At 67.8% G+C, this 22,464-nt stretch carries 18 protein-coding genes and 1 riboswitch; of the genes, 11 read left to right on the top strand and 7 right to left on the bottom strand.

Annotation, left to right across the window (positions count from 1 at the left end):
* Positions 1-651, top strand: coding sequence for a phosphoglycolate phosphatase (gph, locus tag PDM28_RS02700; protein ID WP_311183734.1), 651 nt, complete (start codon positions 1-3; stop codon positions 649-651).
* A 69-nt stretch (positions 652-720) separates the two neighbouring features.
* On the opposite strand, the gene btuB is transcribed toward gph, so the two are convergent.
* Positions 721-2,562: a TonB-dependent vitamin B12 receptor gene (gene btuB / locus PDM28_RS02705; RefSeq protein WP_311183735.1), complete on the bottom strand. Its 1,842-nt coding sequence runs from the start codon at positions 2,560-2,562 to the stop codon at positions 721-723.
* A gap of 120 nt (positions 2,563-2,682) precedes the next feature.
* Positions 2,683-2,907, bottom strand: a riboswitch (cobalamin riboswitch).
* A gap of 82 nt (positions 2,908-2,989) precedes the next feature.
* Between btuB and PDM28_RS02710 the strand changes: the two genes are divergently transcribed.
* Positions 2,990-3,568 (top strand): histidine phosphatase family protein, encoded by a 579-nt coding sequence (locus PDM28_RS02710; RefSeq protein WP_311183736.1) that lies wholly within the window; start codon positions 2,990-2,992, stop codon positions 3,566-3,568.
* 28 nt (positions 3,569-3,596) lie between these two features.
* Here PDM28_RS02710 and PDM28_RS02715 read toward each other — a convergent pair whose 3' ends face one another.
* On the bottom strand, positions 3,597-3,962 hold the full coding sequence (locus PDM28_RS02715; protein WP_102946531.1) for a TfoX/Sxy family protein: 366 nt from the start codon (positions 3,960-3,962) through the stop codon (positions 3,597-3,599).
* A complete protein-coding gene (locus PDM28_RS02720) occupies positions 3,959-4,441 on the bottom strand; it encodes a GAF domain-containing protein (protein ID WP_311183737.1) in 483 nt (160 codons plus the stop codon). The genes PDM28_RS02715 and PDM28_RS02720 overlap by 4 nt, the downstream gene beginning before the upstream one ends.
* A gap of 96 nt (positions 4,442-4,537) precedes the next feature.
* On the opposite strand from PDM28_RS02720, the gene bioD reads away from it, so the two are divergent.
* Entirely contained in the window at positions 4,538-5,221 is a 684-nt protein-coding gene (gene bioD, locus PDM28_RS02725; protein WP_311183738.1) for a dethiobiotin synthase, read from the top strand.
* 7 nt (positions 5,222-5,228) lie between these two features.
* Here the strand turns inward: bioD and msrA are convergent, their stop codons facing one another.
* From msrA to msrB, 3 genes are read right to left on the bottom strand one after another with little or no spacing between them, the layout of a single operon-like run.
* A complete protein-coding gene (gene msrA, locus PDM28_RS02730) occupies positions 5,229-5,966 on the bottom strand; it encodes a peptide-methionine (S)-S-oxide reductase MsrA (RefSeq protein WP_311183739.1) in 738 nt (245 codons plus the stop codon).
* A gap of 14 nt (positions 5,967-5,980) precedes the next feature.
* Positions 5,981-7,753, bottom strand: coding sequence for a cytochrome c biogenesis protein DipZ (locus PDM28_RS02735; protein ID WP_311183740.1), 1,773 nt, complete (start codon positions 7,751-7,753; stop codon positions 5,981-5,983).
* A 36-nt stretch (positions 7,754-7,789) separates the two neighbouring features.
* On the bottom strand, positions 7,790-8,329 hold the full coding sequence (gene msrB, locus PDM28_RS02740; RefSeq protein ID WP_311183741.1) for a peptide-methionine (R)-S-oxide reductase MsrB: 540 nt from the start codon (positions 8,327-8,329) through the stop codon (positions 7,790-7,792).
* Between the two features lie 147 nt (positions 8,330-8,476).
* Between msrB and PDM28_RS02745 the strand changes: the two genes are divergently transcribed.
* The 3 genes from PDM28_RS02745 (at position 8,477) to PDM28_RS02755 (ending at position 11,919) form a co-directional block, all read left to right on the top strand.
* Positions 8,477-9,199, top strand: a complete 723-nt coding sequence (locus PDM28_RS02745; RefSeq protein ID WP_311183742.1) for a response regulator transcription factor — start codon at positions 8,477-8,479, stop codon at positions 9,197-9,199.
* On the top strand, positions 9,196-10,665 hold the full coding sequence (locus PDM28_RS02750; RefSeq protein WP_311183743.1) for a sensor histidine kinase: 1,470 nt from the start codon (positions 9,196-9,198) through the stop codon (positions 10,663-10,665). Before PDM28_RS02745 ends, PDM28_RS02750 begins: the two co-directional genes overlap by 4 nt.
* Positions 10,666-10,815: 150 nt before the next feature.
* Entirely contained in the window at positions 10,816-11,919 is a 1,104-nt protein-coding gene (locus tag PDM28_RS02755) for an alpha/beta fold hydrolase (protein WP_311183744.1), read from the top strand.
* 274 nt (positions 11,920-12,193) lie between these two features.
* On the opposite strand, the gene queD is transcribed toward PDM28_RS02755, so the two are convergent.
* Positions 12,194-12,547, bottom strand: coding sequence for a 6-carboxytetrahydropterin synthase QueD (gene queD / locus PDM28_RS02760; RefSeq protein ID WP_070207058.1), 354 nt, complete (start codon positions 12,545-12,547; stop codon positions 12,194-12,196).
* A gap of 152 nt (positions 12,548-12,699) precedes the next feature.
* Between queD and PDM28_RS02765 the strand changes: the two genes are divergently transcribed.
* From PDM28_RS02765 to PDM28_RS02785, 5 genes are all read left to right on the top strand, one after another.
* Positions 12,700-15,342, top strand: a complete 2,643-nt coding sequence (locus PDM28_RS02765) for a TonB-dependent receptor (protein WP_311183745.1) — start codon at positions 12,700-12,702, stop codon at positions 15,340-15,342.
* Positions 15,343-15,372: 30 nt separating this feature from the next.
* Positions 15,373-17,937, top strand: coding sequence for a M14 family zinc carboxypeptidase (locus PDM28_RS02770; RefSeq protein ID WP_311183746.1), 2,565 nt, complete (start codon positions 15,373-15,375; stop codon positions 17,935-17,937).
* Between the two features lie 229 nt (positions 17,938-18,166).
* Positions 18,167-18,961 (top strand): DUF4198 domain-containing protein, encoded by a 795-nt coding sequence (locus PDM28_RS02775; protein WP_311183747.1) that lies wholly within the window; start codon positions 18,167-18,169, stop codon positions 18,959-18,961.
* A gap of 25 nt (positions 18,962-18,986) precedes the next feature.
* Positions 18,987-19,850, top strand: a complete 864-nt coding sequence (locus tag PDM28_RS02780) for an EF-hand domain-containing protein (protein WP_311183748.1) — start codon at positions 18,987-18,989, stop codon at positions 19,848-19,850.
* 290 nt (positions 19,851-20,140) lie between these two features.
* A complete protein-coding gene (locus PDM28_RS02785) occupies positions 20,141-22,444 on the top strand; it encodes a TonB-dependent hemoglobin/transferrin/lactoferrin family receptor (protein WP_311183749.1) in 2,304 nt (767 codons plus the stop codon).
* Positions 22,445-22,464 lie beyond the last annotated feature (20 nt).

Consider the following 22,464-nt stretch of genomic DNA (forward strand, 5'->3'; position numbering starts at 1 on the left):
GTGTCCTATCCCTATCCGCTGGTCATCTTCGACCTCGATGGCACGCTGGTCGACAGCGCCGCCGATATCGCCGAAGCGCTCAACCGCACCCTGGAAGACTGGCAACTGCCGCGCGTGCCCGAAGCCACCGTTCTGACCTGGATCGGCGACGGCGTGCGCCGGCTGGTGGAACAGGCCTTCACCGCTGCCCACAGCGACATCGACCTTGCGAAGGTGATGCCCGGATTCATGCGCCACTACGAGGCCTGCCTGCTGCGCAGCCCGCGCCTGTTCGATGGGGTGGTGCCGGCGCTGCAGGCATTGCAGGCACGCAACGTTCCGCTGGCGATCTGCACCAACAAACCGGTGGCCATGGTCGGCCCGCTGCTCGCGCACCTGGGCGTGCAGGACTATTTCGCGAAGGTGCTCGGCGGCGACTCGCTGCCCGAACGCAAACCCAGTGGCGAACCGCTGCGGCACATCGCGGCCGCGTTCGATGTCGCGCCCGAAGCGGCGCTGATGGTCGGCGACTCGATCACCGATTACCGCGCCGCCGTGGATGCACGCATGCCGGTAGCGCTGGTGCGCTACGGCTATCCGCGCGGCCTGGACCTGGAAAATGTAGAAGCAGTAGCGGTGATGGACAACCTGCAGGAACTGCTGGATCTGTAGTGCCGGCCGCTGGCCGGCAACCCGCAACCTCTGGCCGGCACCTCTCGATGCCGGCCATCCCAAACCGCCTTACTTCGGCTGGTACCGCACGCTCAACCGGTACTCACGCCCCGGCTGGTTGAACCACGCCACGGTCTCGTACTCGCGGTCGAACAGATTGCTCACCCGACCCAGCACCGACCAGTCGCGGCTGATCGCATACTCCAGGCGCAGGTCCACCGTGCCATAGCCCGCCAGCCGCACCGTATTGTCGGCATTGTCATACCGCTTGCCCGAACCGGTCGCGGTGACACCGGCGCGGAAGTCGCCGAAGCGGCGGTCGATATCCAGCCGCGCGGTGTCCTGCGCGCGGCGCGCCAGCCAGTTGTCGAATTGTGCGCTGCCGTCGGTGCGGTTGCGCGGATCGGTATGGCTCAGCTGCGCATTGAAATCGAACCCGGCCACCGTGATGAAGCCGGTCAACTCGGCGCCCCGGATGCGCGCCTTCTCCACCTGCGACATCATGAAGGTGGTGGCGTCATAGGTGATCAGGTCGTCGATGCGGGTTTCATACACATCCAACCCCCAACGCCAGCCGTCGCCCTGCTGCGCAACGCCGAGGTTGGCGCTCTTCGACTTCTCCGGGTCCAGCTCCGGCACACCGCTCCACGGGTCGTACAGGTCGCTGAAGGTCGGCGCCTTGAACGCGGTACCGTAGCTTGCGTTCAAACGGAAGCCGCGCGCCAGGTCCATGCCCCAGCCCAGGCTGCCGGTGGTGTGGTTGCCGAACTGCTCGTTGTCGTCGTTGCGCAGGCTGGCCTGCAGCTGGTGCGCACCGAAACGGCCCTGGTACTGCACGAACACGCCGGTGTTGTCGCGGCTGTCGACCAGATACCCCGCGCTGCTGCCGTCCAGGTTGTCCTGGCTCCAATCCACGCCGGCGCTGAGCAGCTGGCCCTCGGCGAAACCGACATCGGCCTGCACCGACGCACTGTCGCGGTGGGTCTGCGCCGCACCCAGCCAGGTGCTGTCGTTGTAGTTGTCCGACTCGTTGTCGGCGCGGCCGACGTTGGCGGTCAGCGTGAAGCGCTCGCTCGGCGTATAGCGGACCTTGCCGCCGAGCACCTGCTGCAGCGTTTCAGAGTAGTTGTAGTACCCGTCGTAATGGTTCTCGCCTTCGGCGCGCAGCGCGGTGCCTTCCACCTGCAGCGTGTCGGTCAGCGAGTAGCCGCCGCGCAGGCTCATCGACAGGTTGCGGTAGCCGTCGCGGTCGGGCTCGTCGGCACCACAGCCGGCGAAGGTGGCTGCATCGCCACGGCAGGCATTGATGCCGTCGGTGTGCTGGTAGGCGATGTCGGTGCCGAACCAGCCGCGCGCGCCGGTGCCGCCGAAGCCGCCGCTGGCTTCACGCAGGCCGTTGCTGCCACCGCCCAGCTGCAGGTGCGGCGCAAAGTCGCCGGCATTGCGGCGGGTGAAGATCTGGATCACGCCACCGATGGCGTCGGCGCCATACAGGCTGGACTGCGGGCCGCGCACGATCTCCACGCGTTCGATCTGCGCCAGCGGCAGGTCCTGCAGCATGGCCAGGCCAAGGTCGCCGGTGTTGATGCGCACGCCGTCGACCAGCACCAGGGTATGGGCCGAGTTGGTGCCGCGCAGGAACAGCGAGCTCTGCTTGCCCAGCCCACCGCTGTTGTTGAGGTTGATGCCGGCACGGCCGCGCAGCAGGTCCTGCAGCGACGGCGCCTGGCTGCGCTCGATCTCGGCACGGTCGATCACCTGCGCCGGCGAGATGCTGTCGTGCAGGGCGATCGGGGTACGCGTAGCGGTGACCAGGATCGGGTCCAGTACGGCGGCATCGTCCTGGGCGGCCGCCAGCAGCGGCAGCGCCGTCAGTACGGCAAGGGAAAGCGTTTGGATCTGCAGCTTCATCGTTGACTCCATGCACCGCGCACGCCCGCGCGGCAAGATTGGGGGTGGTGGTCAACGGAAGACGCGCGACGGTGGGCAGCGCGCACGGCACTGCTTGCCGCCGCCATGCCCGCCGCATCGCAACCAGTCGTCTTCCAGGCCGGTCTCCGGGCTCGCGGGCCGATGGCGGACCATCGCACCAGGCGCCTTCCCATGCACGAGCACAGTGGCGTATTGCCTGGTGTTCCACGCTTACCGTTGCGGGGGCAGCGCCGGAGTGGCGGCAGGCTGGACCTGTTGCGTCACCGGCTTCCCGTTTCAACCTGCCGGCATGCGCCGCAGGTCACCTGAAAGTGCGCGCAGTGTAGAGCAAACCTTTGCGCCCGGCCCAGTGCAGCGGCGCGACCGGTTAGAATGCGCCTCGCTTTTTGCAGGGGGTGCCGCACCAATGATCCTGGACCTGATCCGGCACGCCGCCACCGGTCGTGACGACCATCTGGACGGACGCACCGATCCTGCGCTGGAAACCGGCAGCACCGACGCGCTGTGCGAGCGCTATGCCGACCTCGCATGGGAGCGGGTGCTGTGCTCGCCGCGTCAGCGCGCCGTGGGCACCGCCGAGGCCCTGGCAGGGCCGCGTGGCCTGGACGTGGAGCCAGACGAGGAATGGGAAGAACTGGATTTCGGCGACTGGGATGGGCAACCGCTCGACGCACTGCCGATGCAGGCGCTGTCGGCCTTCCATCTGGACCCGCATGCCAACCCGCCGCCGCACGGCGAAAGCTGGGGCCATTTCGAGCGCCGCATCGCGCGTGCGCTGCACCGCCTGCTGGACGAACCGGACCCGGTACCAACCGTGGTGGTCAGCCATGGCGGCCCGTTGCGCATGGTGCTCTCGCAGGTCTGCGGCCTGCCGATGGCGATGTGCTGGGGCTTGCGCATCGACCACGGCACCCGCGTGCGGCTGCGCATCGAACGCGACGGCGACGACCTGTGGGGCGAGTTACTCGAGCTGCAACAACCGTAGCGACTCGCCACGCGTGTCCCACGCAACATCAACCCCGTTCGTCGTCCTCTGAAGCAAACGACGCATCATCCCCATCATCATCACTGACCACGGTCCGCTCATACACCGGCCCGGACGCCGGCGGCGCCTTCTTCAGCGGGTTGTCGGCAATGATCGCCTCATACTCCGCCACCAGCGCAGTACGCCGCGCTTCCGGCAACTCCTGCCAATGGCAGTCCTGCAACGCCCCTTCCAGCGAATACAACAGGTTGAGGCTGGGCTTGAACCCCGCGCGACGAACCTTCACGAACGCGCCCACCGCACCGCTGGCGGCCAGGTCCTCGGCCGTGCGCAGACCGACCTGGCGCAGCCAGGCGGCGCTCTTGGGGCCGATGTTGCGCAGCTTCGCGCTCATCCCAGCGCCTCGACGAACACCGCGGCAATCGCTTCCAGCCCTGCCTGGTCGTCCGCGTCGAAGCGCGACAGCACCGGGCTGTCCAGGTCGAACACGCCGACCAGGGTGTCGCCCTTGAACAGCGGCACCACCAGTTCCGAGCGCGAGGCCGAATCGCAGGCGATGTGGCCCGGGAACGCATCCACGTCCTCGATGCGCTGGGTCACCCGCTGCGTCGCCGCCGCCCCGCACACGCCCTTGCTGAGCGGAATGCGCACGCAGGCCGGCAAGCCCTGGAACGGGCCAACCACCAGCTCGGTGCCGTCGTAGAAGTAGAAACCCACCCAGTTCAGCTGCGGCAGGGCGTGGTAGACCAGCGCTGACAGGTTGGCGGCATTGGCGATGCGGTCGCGTTCCCCGTGCACCAGGGCGCGGGCCTGGGCCAGCAGCTGGCCGTACTGTTCCGGCTTGCTGCCGGTGAGCGTGGTGGTATCGAACATGCCCGCAGTCTAGCAAGCGGGGCCCGGGACCGGGCCGCCGGGCGCGGAACGCTGCGGTGCCGGTGATAATGCAGGCCCCTGTTCATCGGCCTGGCCATGTCCCCGTCCGCGCTCCCGCCTGCCTTTTACGTCACCGGCACCGATACCGGCATCGGCAAGACCTTCAGCAGCTGCGCCCTGCTGCACGCCCTGCGCCAGCGCGGGCACCGCGCGGTGGGCATGAAGCCGGTCGCCAGCGGCTGTGAAGACACCGCTGAAGGCCTGCGCAACGAAGACGCCACCGCACTGTTCGCCGCCAGCCTGCCGACCCCGGCCTACGCCGACCTCAATCCCTACGCACTGCCGCTGCCTCTGGCTCCCGAGCTGGCCGCCGCCGCGGCCGGGGTCACCCTGTCGCTGGCGCCGATCGAGGCCGCCTTCGCGCGGCTGCGCGCCCAGGCCGACACGGTGGTGGTGGAAGGCGTGGGCGGCTGGCTGGCGCCGCTCTCTACCACGCTGGACCAGTCGCACCTGGTGCACGCGCTGCAGCTGCCGGTGGTGATGGTGGTGGGCCTGCGCCTGGGCTGCCTGAACCATGCGCGGCTGACCGCGCAGGCCATCGCCGCCAGCGGCGCGACCTGCATCGGCTGGATCGCCAACGAGGTCGACCCGCAGATGGAACGCATCGACGACAACGTAGGCCTGCTGCGCGCGCGCCTGCCGCTGCCGTTCTGGGGCCGCCTGCCGTACGCGCCGGGCGCGGACCCGGCGCAGCTGGCCTGCCACCTGCTGACCAGCTGAGCCGCTTTCAGCGCACCGACAGCGTCGATACCAGGCGCGGCTTCTCGCGGTACAGCTGCGGGTACATGCGCTGCAGCGCCGCCACCTTGGGCTGGTCGTTGATGCGGATGTACAGGGATTCCGGGTGCAGGGTGAGGTAGTTCTGGTGGTAGCCCTCAGCCGCCTGGAACGGCTTGCCGCCATCCACCGTGGTCACCACCGGCGCCGCATACGCGCGTGCCTGCTGCAGCTGCGCGATATACGCCTTGGTGGCATCGCGCTGCGCGGCATCGTCGGCATACACCGCCGAGCGGTACTGGGTGCCACGGTCCGGGCCCTGGCGGTTGAGCTGGGTGGGGTCGTGCACCACCGAGAAGAACACCTGCATCAGTTGGCCATAGCTCACCTGGCTGGGGTCGTAGGTGACCTGCACCGCCTCGGCATGACCGGTACCGCCGCCGCTGACCCGCGCATAGTTGGCGTCGGCGCGACTGCCGCCGATGTAGCCGGAGACCGCGTTGTCCACGCCCTTGATGTGCTGGAAAACGCCCTGCACGCCCCAGAAGCAGCCGCCGGCGAACACTACTTGGGCACGTTTGCCCGGCAGCTTCAGATCGGCCGCGCCGCTCGGCGCCGGCACCGCCACCACCTTTTCGGCGCCCGCGGCATACGCAGGACGATCCAGGCTCAACACGGCGGTGACAGTAAGTGTGGCGATCACGGCGGCGATGCCACCGGCCACCAGTTTGTCTACGGAAAGTCGCATGGGTCTCTCCCGGTTCAACCGAAGGTAAAGGCGTAGGCGTGCACGCCGGGGTCAAGGAACTCGATCTCGAAAGTGCGTTTGCCGACATCGCCGTCCTGGCGGATCAACTGGTACAGGCGGTGTTCCTTCACCACGCCGCCGCCATCGGCATCGACGTCGCCACCGGCGGCCGCCCCCGGCGCCTGGCCATCCACGCGCACCCGGAAGCGCACTGCCTTGCCGTCCTCGCCGGGCGCCAGCACCAGGTGCAGGTCACGCGCGTGGAAGCGGAATGCGATGCGGCCGCCGGCGCGCTGCAGCTGCGCATCCTCGTCGCCCACCGTCCAGTTCCCGGCCAGCGCCCACTGGTTCAGCGCCAGCGACGGCGGCACCACGTAATCAGCGGGCTGGTCGTTGCGCTGCCCACCGGGCGAAGCGAAGTTCTCCGCACGTCCATGGCCCAGGTAGGTCTCCGGCGATTTCAGGTTACGCATGTCGGCCTGCCGCTCCACGCCTTCGCGCGGGGCTGCGGCCGCCATGGCCATGGCCTGCGCCGGTTCGTCGGGCAGGGTGGCGCCGTTCTCGCGCAGCAGCTGGCGGATGATCTGCTCGGACTGTTTGTAGTTGCCTTCGCCGAAATGGTGCGCGCGGATCTGGCCCTTGCCGTCGATGAAGTAGTGCGCCGGCCAGTAGCGGTTGTTGAAACCGCGCCAGATCGCGAAATCGTTGTCGATCGCTACCGGGTAGGTGATCTTCAACTCGTCCACCGCGCCCATCACGTTGCGCAGGTTGCGTTCGAAGGCGAACTCCGGCGCGTGCACGCCGATCACCACCAGGCCCTGGTCGCGGTAGCGCTGCTCCCACTCGCGCACGTAGGGCAGGGCGCGCAGGCAGTTGATGCAGGAATAGGTCCAGAAATCGACCAGCACCACCTTGCCACGCAGACCTTCGGCGCTCAGCGGCGGGCTGTTGAGCCAGCCGGTGGCACCGGCCAGCGAGGGCAGCGTACCTTCCACCGGCAGCGGTGCATTGGCGTCGGCCGCGCGCATCATCATCGCCGGGCCGGCCTGCGGGGTCTGGCCGGGCAGGGTGTCGAGCAGGCCCTGCTCCAGCTTCGCGGTGCTGACCGTGGAAAGACGGGTCAACACGCCGGTATCCCAGCCCATCGCGATGGCCACCACCGCCAGCAATGCGGCCACACCCAGCCCGCGGCGGATCCACTCACCGGCGCCCAGGCGCTGCTTGAGCGCGGTGAACACCCGCCCACCGATCCAGATCGCCAGCGCCAGCGAGGTCGCCGCGCCCAGCGCGTAGGCCAGCAGCAGGCCGCTGGTGCCCACGCTGGCGCCCTGCAGCGCCGCGCCGGTCAGGATCAGGCCGAGGATGGGCCCGGCGCACGGCGCCCACAGCAGCCCGGTGGCCACGCCGATCAGTAGGGAGGTGCCCACCCCGCCACGACCGGCGTCGCTGGCCTTGTCGGCCGAAGCGCTCAGGCGCGCGCCCAGCCGCTGGAACGGGGAGAGCATGCGGTCGGCCAGGGTGGGCCACAGCAGCGCCAGCGCGAACAGCGCCATCACCACCAGCGCGATCCAGCGCCCCACCTGGTTGGCCTGCGCCACCCACTGGCTGCCCACCGCCGCCAGGCTGGCCACCACCGCGAACATCAGCGCCATGCCGACCAGCAGCGGCAACCCGCTGCGCAGGAACGGCCGGTCCGAGCGCGCGAACACGAACGGCAGCACCGGCAGGATGCACGGGCTGAGGATGGTCAATACGCCGCCAAGATAGGCCAGTACAAGCAGGATCATCAGTGAGTCCCTGTAAACGGATGGATCGCGGATTCGTTACGTGCGGTTCGGTATCCGCACGCGTGTCTCGTCGTCAGCGGCGACGAAGTTCATCGCCACGCCGTTCATGCAGTAGCGCAGGCCGGTCGGGCGCGGGCCGTCGTCGAATACATGGCCCAGGTGCCCACCACAGCGCCGGCAGTGCGCCTCCACCCGGACCATGCCCAGCGTGGTGTCGCGGTCCTCGGCCACCGCGTTGTGCAGCGGCGCCCAGAAGCTCGGCCAGCCGGTGCCGCTGTCGAACTTGGTGGAGGAGGAGAACAGCGCCAGCCCGCATCCGGCACAGGCGAACGTACCGCGCCGGTGTTCCTTGTTGAGCGGGCTGCTGAAGGGGCGCTCGGTGCTCTGCCGGCGCAGCACCGAATACTGCGCAGGCGTGAGCTGCTCGCGCCATTGCGCGTCGGTGCGCATCACTTCAAAGCGGCGCGAGGCCACCGGAGCGGCCGGGGCGCTGGCGCTGCAGGCGGTGAGCCCGAACAGCCCGGCGGCGGCGCCCAGGGCGCCCATGCCAAGCACTCTGCGACGGGTGAACTGCATGGCCGATCTCCAGCTCTGGATACGATGGGGCCATGCTGCGCCCCGGCCGATCAACGAATCCTCACGCATGGTTAAATTTTCCGTGACACATTCAGGTCCGGATCCGACCACAATGCGGCTACCTTCCCGCCACTCCCCCGCGTGCCGATGAGCAGTGCAAAACAGGTCCTGATCGTCGAGGACGATGTCCACATCGCCAACCTGCTGCGCATGCACCTGCGCGACGAGGGCTATGAGGTCACCCACGCCGCCACCGGCGACGAGGGCCTGGCCCTGCTCGAAGCGCAGCCGTGGAGCGCGCTGGTGCTGGACCTGATGCTGCCCGGCGTGGACGGGCTGGAGATCTGCCGGCGCGCACGCGGCATGGCCCGCTACACCCCGATCATCATCACCAGCGCCCGCGCCAGCGAAGTGCACCGCATCCTCGGCCTGGAGCTGGGCGCGGACGACTACCTGGCCAAGCCGTTCTCGATGCTGGAACTGGTGGCGCGGGTGAAGGCGCTGCTGCGCCGGGTCGAGGCGATGGCGCAGAACGCGCGCATCGACGCCGGTGAACTGGCGGTGGCCGGGCTGCGCATCGACCCGGTTGCGCGCACCGCGCAGGTCGAAGGCCGCGCGCTGGAGCTGACCCCGCGCGAATTCGACCTGCTGTACTTCTTCGCCCGCCATCCCGGCCAGGTGTTTTCGCGCATGGACCTGCTCAACCAGGTCTGGGGCTACCAGCACGACGGCTACGAGCACACCGTCAACACCCACATCAACCGGCTGCGCAACAAGATCGAACGCGACCCGGCCTCGCCGCAGCGCATCCAGACGGTATGGGGTCGCGGCTACAAGCTGGTCGACGGCAGCGAGGCGGCGTCGGCATGATCCGCCTGAGTCTTTCCCAGCGCCTGTCGGTGGCGTTCTTCGCGCTGCTGCTGGTGTGCTGCGGTGCGCTGATGGCGATCCAGATGCGCAGCACCCGCGTGCATGAGCAGGAAACCGTGCAGCGGCTTTCGCGCGGGCTGGCCGAACACATCGCACGCAGCGGCGAACTGATGGACGGCGGCGGCATGCGCAGCGGCGAAGTGCGCGCGCTGTTCGGCAAGCTGATGGCGGTGAACCCCAGCGTGGAGGTGTACCTGCTGGACGACCAGGGCCGCATCCTCGGCCACGACGCGCCCAGCGGCCACCTCAAGCGCGACCGCGTGGACCTGGCGCCGGTGCAGGCGCTGCTGCGCGACGAGCCGCTCCCCATCCTCGGCGACGACCCACGCAGTGAGACCGGCCGCAAGGTGTTCAACGCCGCACCGCTGTTCGTGCAGGGGCGCCAGGCCGGTTACATCTACGTGGTGCTGGTCGGCGAGCAGCGCGAGGCGCTGGCGGCCAACATCGCGGCCAACGCGAGCCTGCGCACCACGCTGTGGTCGCTGGCGATCGTGGCGGTGATCGGGCTGCTGGCCGGCGCGGTGGCGTTCCGATGGGTGACCCGCCCGCTGCGGCTGCTGACCCGGCGCGTGCAGTCCTTCGACGTGGACGCGGCAGCGCCGGCACAGCCGGTACCGCCCACGCCGCTGCGCGCCGGTGAGCGCGACGAGCTGGCGATCCTGCAGCACAGCTTCGGGCACATGGGCCAGCGGCTCAACGACCAGTGGCAGCAGCTGCGCCAGCAGGACCTGCAGCGGCGCGAGCTGGTCGCCAACATCTCGCACGACCTGCGCACGCCGCTGTCGTCGCTGCACGGTTACCTGGAAACGCTGGCGTTGAAGGACGCCACGCTTAGCGCCGAGGAACGGCAACGGTACCTGGCCATCGCCCTGTCGCAGAGCCACAAGGTCGGCCGCCTGGCGCAGGCGCTGTTCGAGCTGGCGCGGCTGGAGCACGGCGGGGTGGTGCTGGACCGCCAGGCGTTCTCGCTGCCGGATCTGGTCCAGGACGTGTTCCAGAAGTTCGAGCTGGCCGCACAGGCCCGGCGGCAGGCGTTGGTGGCGGAGATCCCACCCGGGCTGCCGGCGGTGGACGCCGACCTGGGCCTGATCGAACGGGTACTCACCAACCTGCTCGACAACGCGATCCGGCATACCCCGGAAGGCGGGCGCATTACGGTCACGCTGCAGGCGGTGCAGGGCGAGGTCCAGGTCAGCGTGGCCGACACCGGCCCGGGCATTCCGGCGGCGCGTCGCGACGACCTGTTCCACACCCCGCCGGCACTGGGCAGTGACCGCCCGGACAGCGGCGGGCTGGGGTTGCTGATCGTGCACCGCATTCTGCAGCTGCACGGCCGCGAGATCCGGTTGATGGAGAGCAGGGAAGGCGCGTTGTTCGTGTTCACGCTGCCTGCTGCCGCCCGTTGATCGATTGACCACGGGATTCCGGCGGGCGCGCTGCGGCCTCTGGTAGTGCCGGCCGCCGGCCGGCTCCTCGTGCTGCCGGATTCATGCAGAGCCGGCCAGCGGCCGGCACTACGTCGCGCGTGGCAAGATGCCCGTACACCCGGAGGCCCTATGCGCTTGCTCATCTGCCTGACCATCGCGTTGTCCATCACCCCATCCGCCTTCGCCCAATCCTGCCCTGACACCGCCGCCCTGGAACCCGCACGCGCGGTGGTGCGCGACCTGCAGCGGATCACCACGCCCAACGGCATCCAGGAGCACTACGCCACCCCGATCGGCGGGCTGCGCCAGTGGCTGACCATCCGCGGCGACGACCGCGCCAACCCGGTGCTGCTGTTCGTGCACGGCGGCCCGGCAAGCCCGTCAACGCCCAGCATGTGGCAGTTCCAGCGGCCGTTGGAGGAGTACTTCACGGTGGTCGACTGGGACCAGCGCGGTGCGGGCAAGACCTATGCCGAAGCGCCGCCGGAGCAGGTCGCACCGACCCTGACCATCGAGCGCTACGTCGACGACGCCATCGAAGTGGCCGAACACCTGCGCGCCCACCTCGGCCAGCGCAAGGTGATCCTGATGGCGCACAGCTGGGGGACCATCGTCGCAATGCAGGCGGCCATGAAGCGGCCGGACCTGTTCCATGCCTACGTGGGCATCGGCCAGATCATCAACCAGGTCGAGAACGAGAAGATCAGCTTCGACTACGGACTGGCACAGGCAAAGGCGCACGGGAACAGCAAGGCAGTGGCCGAGCTGGAAGCCATTGCACCGTACCCGGGCAATACCCCGATCACGCGCGAGCGCATCATCACCGCACGTACCTGGCCGCAGTACTACGGCGGGCTCACCGCGTACCGGGATGATTCGAAGTATTTCTTCGGTGCCGCGAAGCTCTCGCCCGAGTACTCCGACGCCGATCGCTGCAACATCGACAAGGGCAGCGTGCTGTCACTGGGACCGCTGCTGCCGCAGATGCTGAAGGTGGACTTCAACCCGATCACCCGCTTCCCGATCCCGGTAGTGATGTTCATGGGCCGCCACGATTACACCACCCCGTCCGCGCCCACCGACCGCTGGTTGAAGAACGTGCGGGCCCCCTTCAAGCAGGGCGTGTGGTTCGAACATTCGGCGCACATGATGCCGTGGGAAGAGCCGGGCAAAACCTTGATGACATTGGTGCAGGTGGTGCGACCGCTGGCGTTGGACGCATCGCCCCGTTGATGCCAGGCGGGTAGGGTCGGTTCCCAAACGACCGCACGGAACCCTTCCACGTTCGGTAAGGCATGACCCCGGAACAGGGATCGCTTTTCGCGCGGACAAAAAAAAGACCCGACAGAGGGAGGGTTCTGTCGGGTCCTGGATTGCGTGGGGGGAGGGACCCACGCAAATTCTGTTTGATGCAATGCAGCATACGCCGATCTTGGTGCATTGCAACAACTAATTTCTGAACCGGCCGGTGTTCCAACTAATCCGTTCAGGAACAAAGGGTTGGCACTCAGCCGCGGTAGCGGCACCCCGAGGTGCAGGTCTCATGCACGGTCACCTCGCTCAGCGCCGGCAGACTCGGCTTGAGCTCGTTCCAGATCCACCGCGCCAGCACTTCGCTGGTCGGGTTCTCCAGGCCGGGGATGTCGTTGAGGTAGTGGTGGTCCAGGCGGTCGTAGATCGGCTTGAAGGCCGCTTTGACGTCGCCGAAATCCATGATCCAGCCGGTGTGTTCGCCCGGTTCGCCTTCGACCTTCAGTTCCACCCGGAACGAATGGCCGTGCAGGCGCGCGCACTTGTGGCCCGGCGGCACGTTGGGCAGGCGGTGGGCCGCTTCGAGGGTAAAGACTTTGAAGATTTCCATGCCGCCATTGTACGGCCATCCAACAAAAACATATCCATCCGGATGAAGAGATGTTACTTTTCGTTATATCCGCATGAAGCGATGTTATTGGCCCGTTAAGCCCTTGGCATGGACTACTGCGGAACTACTCGCTCACTACCCCCAACGAGTTCATGCCCAAGCACACCCTACTTGTAGCGGCGCTTTCCGCCGCTCTGGCTACGCCTTTGCCTGCAGTTGCCGTAGACGCCACCGCTGACGCCGCCAGCGACAGCAAAACCCTCGCCGCCGTGCGTGTCACCGGCTCCAACATCAAGCGCACCGACACCGAAACGGCCAACCCGGTGCAGGTGATCGGCCGCCAGGAGATCGAAGCCACCGGCAAGGCCACCGTCGCCGACCTGCTGCGCTCGATCAGCGCCAACACCGGCAACGCCGCCAACGAAACCACCAACAACGGCTGGGCCTCCGGCTCGGCCGGCATCGGCCTGCGCGGGCTCTCGCAGAAGAACACCTTGGTGCTGCTCAACGGCCGCCGCCTGGCCAACTACGGGTTCCCGGCCGGCGGCCTGTCCGACACCTTCGTCAACCTCAACGCACTGCCGATGGTCGCGGTGGAGCGCATCGAAGTGCTCAAGGACGGCGCCTCGGCCGTGTATGGCTCCGACGCCGTGGCCGGCGTGGTCAACATCATCACCCGGCAGAATTTCGAAGGCGCCGAGCTCGGCGGCAGCGTCGGCACCGCCGACCAGGGCGGGCTGGACGAACAGAACCTCAAATTCATCGGCGGCATCGGCGACCTTGAAGCGGATGGCTACAACATCCTGGTCAGCCTGGAAGGCTACAACCGCGAACGCCTGGACCAGGACCAGCGCGACCTCACCAAATCCGGCATCTACACCGACAAGCCCGGCGGCCGCTGGAATGGCTGGTCGGCCAAGGGCGCGCGCTTCCTGGTCAACGGCACCTCGGTGCCGATGCTCGACGCCAACGGCCAGTGCCCGGAAAACACCACGCTGGTGCCCAGCGCGCCGATCGACGGCCTGGCGGGCAACACCTGTGGCTACAACCTGGCGCCATACACCACCCTGATTCCCTCGACCAAGCGCTACCAGGCCTACGTCAACGGCACCTTCAAGGTGAACGACAACGTCGAAGCCTTTGGCGAAGTGATCTACAGCGAGATCAAGGGCGTGTCCTGGTTCGGCAGCAGCCCGTTCTTCACCCTGGAAAGCGGCCGCTTCGCGCTCAACGCCGACACCGGGCTGGCCGAGCCGGTCTCGTCCAACCTGCCGGCGAGCAGCCCGTTCAACCCTTATGGGCGCGCCATCCCGATCGAATACACCTTCTTCAACCTCGGCCCCAGCTTCAAGACCAACCGCTCCACCGCCTACCGCGGCGTGGTCGGGCTGCGCGGCAGCCTGCAGGACTGGGACTGGGAAGTGGGCGCGTTCGGCGCGCGCAGCAGCGAGCGCGAAACCGTCTCCGGCGGCTTCGCCAACCGCTGGACCCTGGCCGACGCACTGGCCAGCGGCAGCTACAACCTGCTCAACCCCTCGGCCACGCCGCAGGCGGTGATCGACAGCATCAATCTGAGCACGCTGCGTCCGGCCGAGTCGGTGCTGCAGGGCGTGGACGCCAAGATCTCCGGTGGCCTGGGCAGCACCTGGGCCGGCCCGATCGGGTTTGCCGCCGGCCTGGAATGGCGCCGCGAGAAGCTGGACTCGGAAAACCCCTGGCAGATCGACGCCGGCCTGCAGATCCGCCCGGCCATTGCCGAAGTGCATGGCGAGCGCAAGGTCACCGCCGCGTATGCCGAAGTCAACGTGCCGCTGGCCGAGCGCCTGGAACTGCAGGCCGCCGCGCGCGCCGACCACTACAGTGATTTTGGCGATGCCTTCTCGCCCAAGCTGAGCCTGCGCTGGCAGCCGTGGGACATCCTGCTGGTGCGCGCGGCGGCGTCCAAGGGCTTCCGCGCACCGTCGCTGTCGGAGAACTCCAACAGCACCAGCATCGCCTACGGCAGCGTGATCGACCCGCGCGACCCGGACGTGCCCGGCTCGCGGCAGAACCCGACCTTCTTCACCGTCGGCAACAGCGACCTCAAGCCGGAGCGCACCAAGAGCTACAACCTGGGCGTCGTGCTGTCGCCGTGGAGCAACACCAGCCTGAGCGTGGACTACTACCGCATCGAACTGGAAAACCTGGTTGGCACCAACAACACCCAGACCCTGGTCACCAACGACGTGCCCGGTGCGGTCACCCGCGACGAGCGCGGCAAGCTGCTGGCGGTGTTCAACCGCTACCAGAACCTGAGCGAGCTGAAGACCTCCGGTTTCGACGTGGAACTGCGCCAGCGCTTCCCGACCGAACGTGCCGGCGACTTCACCCTCTCCACCGCGTTCACCCACGTGCGCGACTACCGCCGCCCGACCGTGGTCGGTGGCCCGCTGGTGGACTACGCCGGCAGCAACCTCGGCGCCACGCTGCCCGCCAACAAGGCCACCACCTCGCTGGATTGGAACTACCGCGACTTCCGCACCGCGCTGACCTGGTACTACACCAGCGGCTATGACCAGAAGGCGAGCGCGGCGGCCACCTCGGTGCAGGACCGGGTGGATTCGTACAGCCAGTTCGACCTGTACCTGGCCTACACCGGGCTGGAGAAGCTGACCCTGTACGCGAAGATCCAGAACCTGGCCGACGAGGAACCGCCGTACGACGCCTCGTTCCCGGGCATCCGTGCGCCGTACGACTTCAGCCAGTACGACCTGCGCGGTCGCTACTTCACTGTTGGTTTCGATTACCGCTTCTGATTGGGGGTTGCTGTGTCCTTGTACCGTGGTGTGTCGCGTCCCATCGCCTGGCTGCTGGGTTCGTTGTGGTTGCTGGCGGCGCCGGCGTTCGCGCAAAGCGCCTATTTCTTCCCGAAGGCCGGCGATTTCGATCCGGCCATTCCCACCCCGCAGCAGTTCCTGGGCTATGAGATCGGCAGCCGTTACACGCGGCATGACCAGCTGGTGGCCTACTTCGACGAGCTGGCCAAACACTCGGACAAGATCAAGGTCGAGCGCATCGGCAGCAGCTACGAAGGGCGGCCGCTGCTGATCGCCACGGTGACCTCGGCGCAGAACCAGCAGCAGCTGGAGACCCTGCGCCGCCAGCACGTGACCTTGGCCGACCCGGCGCAGCCGCTGTCGGCGGCGGGCAACAGCCCGGTGGTGGTGTGGCTGGGCTACAGCGTGCACGGCAACGAGACCTCCAGCGGTGAAGCCGCGCTGCTCACCGCCTACTACCTGGTGGCCAGCCGCAGCGCCGAAACCGCGCAGTGGCTGGACCGCGCGGTCGTGCTGTTCGACCCGGCGCAGAACCCGGACGGGCGCGACCGCGCGGCGAGCTGGCACAACGCCTATGCGTCCTCGCCGGCCTCGTCCGATCCGGCCGACAAGGAGCACGTGGAGCCGTTCCCGCAGGGACGCACCAACCACTACTTCACCGACCTCAACCGCGACTGGCTGGCGCTGACCCAGCAGGACACGCGTCCGAAGATCGCGTACTTCCACCAGTGGTACCCCAACGTCCAGATCGACTTCCACGAGATGGGCAAGGACAGCACCTACTACTTCGAACCGTCGCCGGCGAGCATGCACAGCCCGCTGTTGCCGGCCTCGTCGTATGAGTGGAACAAGACCCTGGCGAAGTATCACGCGCAGTCGCTGGATGCCCTGGGTTCGCTGTACTACACCGGGGAAAACTTCGACAACTTCTCGCCGGTGTATGGCTCGACCTATCCGGACTTCCACGGCGCGGTCGGTGTAACCGTGGAACAGGCCAGCTCGCGCGGCCGCGTGCAGGAATCGGTCAACGGCCTGCTGACCTTCCCGTTCACCATACGCAACCAGGTGGCGACCGGGCTGGGCACCGTGCGCGGTGCGGTCACCGAACGCGATGGGCTGCTGAAGCTGCAGAAGGAGTTCTTCCAGTCCGCGTTGAAGCAGGCCAACCAGCAGCCGGTGAAGGCGTTCGTGTTTGGCGATGCCAACGATCCGGGCCTGACCCGGCGCCTGCTCGACCTGCTGCTGCTGCACCGGATCACCGTGCAGGCATTGACCGCATCAGTCACCGTCGATGGCCAGCGCTTCGAACCGGGCAGTGCGTACGTGGTGCCCACCGCGCAGCCGCAGTTCCGCCTCGTCCATTCGATCTTCGCCGAAACCCCGCCGATCAAGGGCGACGTGTTCTACGGCAGCACCTCGTATGCCATTGCACCGGCCTACGGACTGGCGTTCGCCGGCAGCCGCAGCCGCGTGGATGCCGGCGAACGCATCAATGCACTGCCGGCCGAACGCGGTGGCGTAAGCGGTGGCCAGGCGGGCTATGCCTACGTGTTCGATTGGCGCGACTACAACGCCAGCCGCGCGCTGTACGCGCTGCAGGCCAAGGGCGTGGTGACCCGCGCCGCGTTCCAGCCGTTCACCGCCGCCACCGCAGGTGGCGAGCAGGCCTTCGCGCGCGGCAGCGTGGTGATTCCCGTGGCGGGGCAGACGCTGGCCGGTGATGCATTGCTGGCAGTGGTGGACGAAGTGGCGCGCAGCAGCGGCGTACAGGTACACGCGCTGGCCAGCGGGCAAAGCCGCAGCGGCATCGACCTGGGCAGCGACAGCGTCAAGGCGCTGCGCAAGCCGGCGGTGGCGCTGGTGATGGGCGAGGGCGTGAGCGCCACCGAGATCGGCTCGGCCTGGTTCCTGCTCGACCAGCAGGTGCAGTTGCCGGCCAGCAAGCTGGATCCGGCGCAGCTGGGCAAGGTCAACCTGGACCGGTACACCACCATCGTGCTTTCCGGTGGCACCTACGGCGGCGTGGATGCCGCTGCGGTGGCCGCGCTCAAGCGCTGGATCAACGCAGGCGGTTCGCTGGTCACCTATGGCAGCGCGTCCAAGTGGGCCATCGAGCAGAAGCTCAGCGATGAAGTGCTGGGTGCCGAAGAGAAGGAGCCCGACAGCGCCCGCCGTGCGTTCGGCGACCAGCGCGACATCGCCGCGATCGAGCGGGTCAGTGGCAACATCCTCAGTGCCGACGTGGATACCAGCCACCCGGTGGGCTTCGGGTTGCCGCGCAACCAGCTGGCGGTGAACAAGGAAAACGGGATCAGTTTCAAGCCGAGCCGCAATGCCTTTTCAACGGTGGTGCGGATCGATGAGGCACCGCGGGTGAACGGCTATCTCTCGGAGAGCAACCGCACCCGCGTGGCCGGTGCCGCTTGGCTGCTGGTCTCGCCGCAGGGGCAGGGCAACGTGGTGTTGTTCGCCGACGACCCGGCGCACCGCAAGTACTGGCATGGCACCGAGCGTCTGCTGTTGAACGCGGTGTTCTTCGGCAACCTGTTGAACCCGACCAAGCCGCGGGGGTGATGGGGCGACGCCTGGTGTGAGGTTCCGTGGGACACGCGTGGCGTGTCTCTACGCGGGATAGGGTGGTTCAGGGTGCGTAGCGACACGCCATGCGTGTCCCACGGAACCCGTCCGAAACCGGACCAAACCGCCGATCACACCCAATGTGAAAATTCCGTATTGCGAATCATTCGCAATACGCATACGATGTCGCCCGCCGGCCCTCCCGCCGGCGCTGCGAGCATCCGCCATGTCTTTCCGACCTGTTGTCGCCTTCCTGCTGGCTGCGCTGGCGTTGCCCGCCGCCGCCCATACGCCGTACCTGGCCCCGGCCAGCTTCGAGGTCCGCCCGGACAGCGTAGTGACCCTGGACGCTTCGTTCGCCGAAACCTTCTTCGTGCCCGAAGTCGTCTTCGACAACAGCGAGTTCGTGGTCACCCTCCCCGACGGCACCACCCGCGGCCCGGACACCGTGCAGCGCCTGAAAACCCGCGCCGTCATCGAAACCACGCTGCCCGGCCAGACCGGCACCTACCGCTTCAGCACGGGCAACCGCCTCGGCGCGGTGTTCCGCACCTGGGACCTCAACGGCAAGCCCGGCTCCAGCCGCGACCCGGCCGTGCCGCTGCCCGCCGGCGCCACCCTCACCAGCCACTACCAGAGCCTGTCGCGGTCGGAGGTGTACCTCACCGCCGGCGGCCCGACCACCGCTGCGCTCAAGCCGTATGGCACCGGCCTGGAACTGGTACCGGTCACCCATCCGAGCGATCTCTATCGCGGTGAGCACTTCGACTTCATCGTGCAGTACGACGGCAAGCCGCTGCCGAACCAGAAGGTGGAGATCCATCGCGCACTCGGCGACGGCGCACGGCAGCCCGCACCGGAAACGCTGACCACCGACGCCCAGGGCAAGGCGCGTTTCGCGCTGGCCCAGGCCGGCAGCTACCTGACCCTGATCCGCTACCGTGGCCCGGCGCCTGCCGGCGCGGCTGCGCCGATGTACGGCAACAACTACACGCTTTCCTTCCGCGTGCTCGAACCGTAACCACCTACGTTCCAGGGGGACCACCATGAAGACCACCTTGCTCACCGCGGCCCTGCTGGCCGGGGTGTTGGCCTCGGCTGCGCACGCGCAGACCCAGACCACCACCGCGCCCACGCCGACGACCGCCTCGCCGACGGCTGCCGCGTTCCTGGGCCAGTTCGCCACCGAAGGCAGCGACAGCGTCAGCTGGGCGCAGTTCGAAACCTTCCGCAAGGCGCGCTACGCCGCCACCGACAGCAACAGCAACGGCAGCGTGGACGAGCAGGAGTACGTCGACGAGTACCTGCAGCGCTTCGACGTGCGCCTGGCCACCGCGCGCGCCGGCCACCTGAAGCAGACCGACACCCGCTTCAAGGCACTGGACCGCGACAAGGACGGCGCAATCAGCCGCGCCGAGTACGACGCAGCCGGTGAACGCACCTGGGCCGGGTACCAGAAATCGCAGGACGCCACGAGTGAAAGCGCTGCCGCCACCACGCGCGACCCGCTGAAGATGCCCACCTCGCACACCGCCAACGGCATGCTTGAGCTGTACGACGCCAACAAGGACGGCGTGGTCGACCGTGCCGAGTTCGACACGGCGCGCGCGGCCACCTTCACCGCCACCGATGCCGACCGCAACGGGTCGCTGAGCCTGGCCGAATACACCACCGAATTCGAAGGTCGCCTCGACCAGCAGCGCACCCGCGTGCGCGCCGACGCCGAGCGCCAGGCCCGTGTGCGTTTCGCCGCACTGGACACCGACAAGGACGGAAGCATGACCTTCGCCGAGTACCAGGCCTCGGGCAAGCGCATGTTCACCCGTGCCGACAGCAACGGTGACGGCGTGGTGGATGCGCGCGATCCAGAGCCGAAGGCCGGCGCGCATTCCGCCAACGGCAACCGCTGACCGTTGCCGGCGGTGCGCGGAGCCGGCCAGCGGCCGGCACTACATCACATCGCCTGTCGCCACACCGGTAGCGCCGGCCGTTGGCCGGCCCAGGCATTGCTCATCGCAACCGTAGACCCGGTAGTGCCGGCCGCTGGCCGGCTCCACGCACCGCTTGGGCCGGCCAACGGCCGGCGCTACCAGACTCAGCACACGTATCTCCTGCCTCCAAGCCCCGCACGGTTCCGAAACCGCCGCAGCCAGGAACGGCCAACACCGCCTTTCCCTTCTTTCCTGCGGAGTTTTCCCAAATGAAGCTGTCCCTCTCCCTGCTCACGCTGGCGGTAGCCGCGTGCCTGGCCGCCCCTGCCCACGCCGAGGCCCCGGCCGACGCCAGCACCCTCGACACCGTGCGCGTTGAAGCCGAACGCGCCCAGCGTGCCAAGTCCGCCAACCAGAATGTCACCGTCCTCACCGCCGCCGACCTCGACGCCGAGATGGCGAACACCATGGAAGAAGCGATCCGCTACATCCCCGGTGTCAGCATCGTCGACATGGGCCGCTTCGGCGACAACGGCTTCAACATCCGCGGCCTGGAAAGCGACCGCGTCGCCATCACGGTGGACGGCCTGAGCCTGGGCGAGTCGGTGGAAACCGCGCGCTCCTACGAATTCTTCCGCGGCGGCCGCGGCGACGTGGACATCGACACGCTCAAGAGTTTGGCGGTGGTGAAGGGCGCCGACTCGATCAGCGCCGGCAGCGGTGCGCTCGGCGGCGCGGTGGTGTTCACCACCAAGGACCCGGCCGACTATCTCAACCCGGCAGGCAACGACACCCACATCGGCTTCAAGGCGGGCTACTCCGGTGCCAACGACGAAACCATGGGCACGCTGACCTTCGCCAACCGCACCGGCATCGTCGAATCGATGCTGGTCTACACCCGCCGCGAAGGCCATGAGATGGCGTCGTACTACGACACCACCAATGACCGCACCGGCGTTGGCCGCCGCACCCCCGACCCGGTCGACAGCACCCGCGACAACCTGCTCGGCAAGCTCGACCTGCAGTTGAACGAAGCCCATACCCTCGGTTTCATGTACGAACGCGGCCGTGCCACCAACGACGTGGACAACCTCTCGCGCGTGTACGCCCCCGGCTACCTGACCCGCCAGGGCCACGACACCAATGACCGCGACCGGTACGGCGCGCACTACCAGTGGCTGGCCGAAAACGCCGTGTTCGATACCCTCGAAGCGCAGCTGGACCGCCAGGTCACCGAGAGCCGGGGCATCACCACCATCACCGCCGGCAGTGGCTGCCCGGGCGGCGCGATCCCGTGCCTGCGCAGCGAGAACCGCTCCACCGAGCAGACCCTGGACCGCGCCGCATTGGACTTCACCAAGGCCTTCAGCACCGGCGGCGCGCAGCACGACCTGGTGTACGGCATGGCGTGGCAGCAGCGCGACGTGGACTTCACCGCGGTGGACACGCGCTGGAACGCCGCCGGCGATGTTGCCTCGGTGGACGTGGACCCGCGCCAGGTGCCCAAGACCGACGTGGACAACTGGAACGTGTACCTGCGCGACAGCGTGCGCCTGTTCGACGAGCGCCTGACCCTCAGCGCCGGGGCGCGTTACGACCGCTACGACTACTCGCCGCAGGTGGACAGCACCTTCGTCGACCGCACCGGCACCGTGCGCGATGTCTCGTTCGCGTCGCCCAGCTGGCAGGTCGGCGCCGAGTTCCGCTTCCTGCCCGCGCACTCGCTGTGGGCGCAGGTCGGCCGTGGCTTCCGTGCCCCCTCGGTGGCCGACATGTATTCGCCGACCAGCACCACCACCCTGATCAACGCGCAGACCGGCCAGCCGCTGGTGTTCAACGACACCGTGTCCAACCCGGACCTGTCCTCGGAGAAGAGCCTGAACGTCGAGCTTGGCTACCGCTGGAGCACTGACACTGCGCAGTTCGGCCTCTCGGTATTCCGCGACCGCTACGACAACTTCATCGAGTACAGCACGCTCACCCAGCAGATCCCCGGCGGCTTCCGCACCACCGCGCGCGGTCCGATCCTGTACGAGCGCGCCTACACCATGCCGGCCAACGCAGGGCAGGTGACGGTGAAGGGCGTGGAGATGGAAGGGCGCGTGCAGTTCAACGATGCGTGGTCCGCGCGGTTGGCGGCCTCGTACAGCGAAGGCAAAAAGCAGAACGGCGACCCGCTGGAAAGCATCGTGCCGGCCAGCGCGGTGCTGGGCGTGCGCTATGCGCCGTCGGCGGTGTGGAACGTGACCGCGGCTGTGACCCACGCAGCGGCCAAACATGCCGATGATGCCTACAACACCGCCGCCAACGGCACGGTCAGCACCCCGGCGTGGCTGGACAAGGCCGACGGCTACACCGTGCTGGACCTGTTCGGCAGCTGGAACATCAGCGAGCAGTGGAAGATCAGCGCGGGCATCTACAACCTGACCAACCGCGAGTATTACCTGTGGCAGCGCGTGCGCGGCGTGTACCAGGGCAGCAATACCCTGTACGGATACGTCAACGATGAAGGTATCGGGCGTTACAGCGAGCCGGGTCGGAATGCGCGCATCACCGTAGCGTTTAATTGGTAACGCGTAGTGCCGGCCGCCGG

Source organism: Stenotrophomonas aracearum (assembly GCF_031834615.1).
GTDB classification, from domain to species: domain Bacteria; phylum Pseudomonadota; class Gammaproteobacteria; order Xanthomonadales; family Xanthomonadaceae; genus Stenotrophomonas; species Stenotrophomonas aracearum.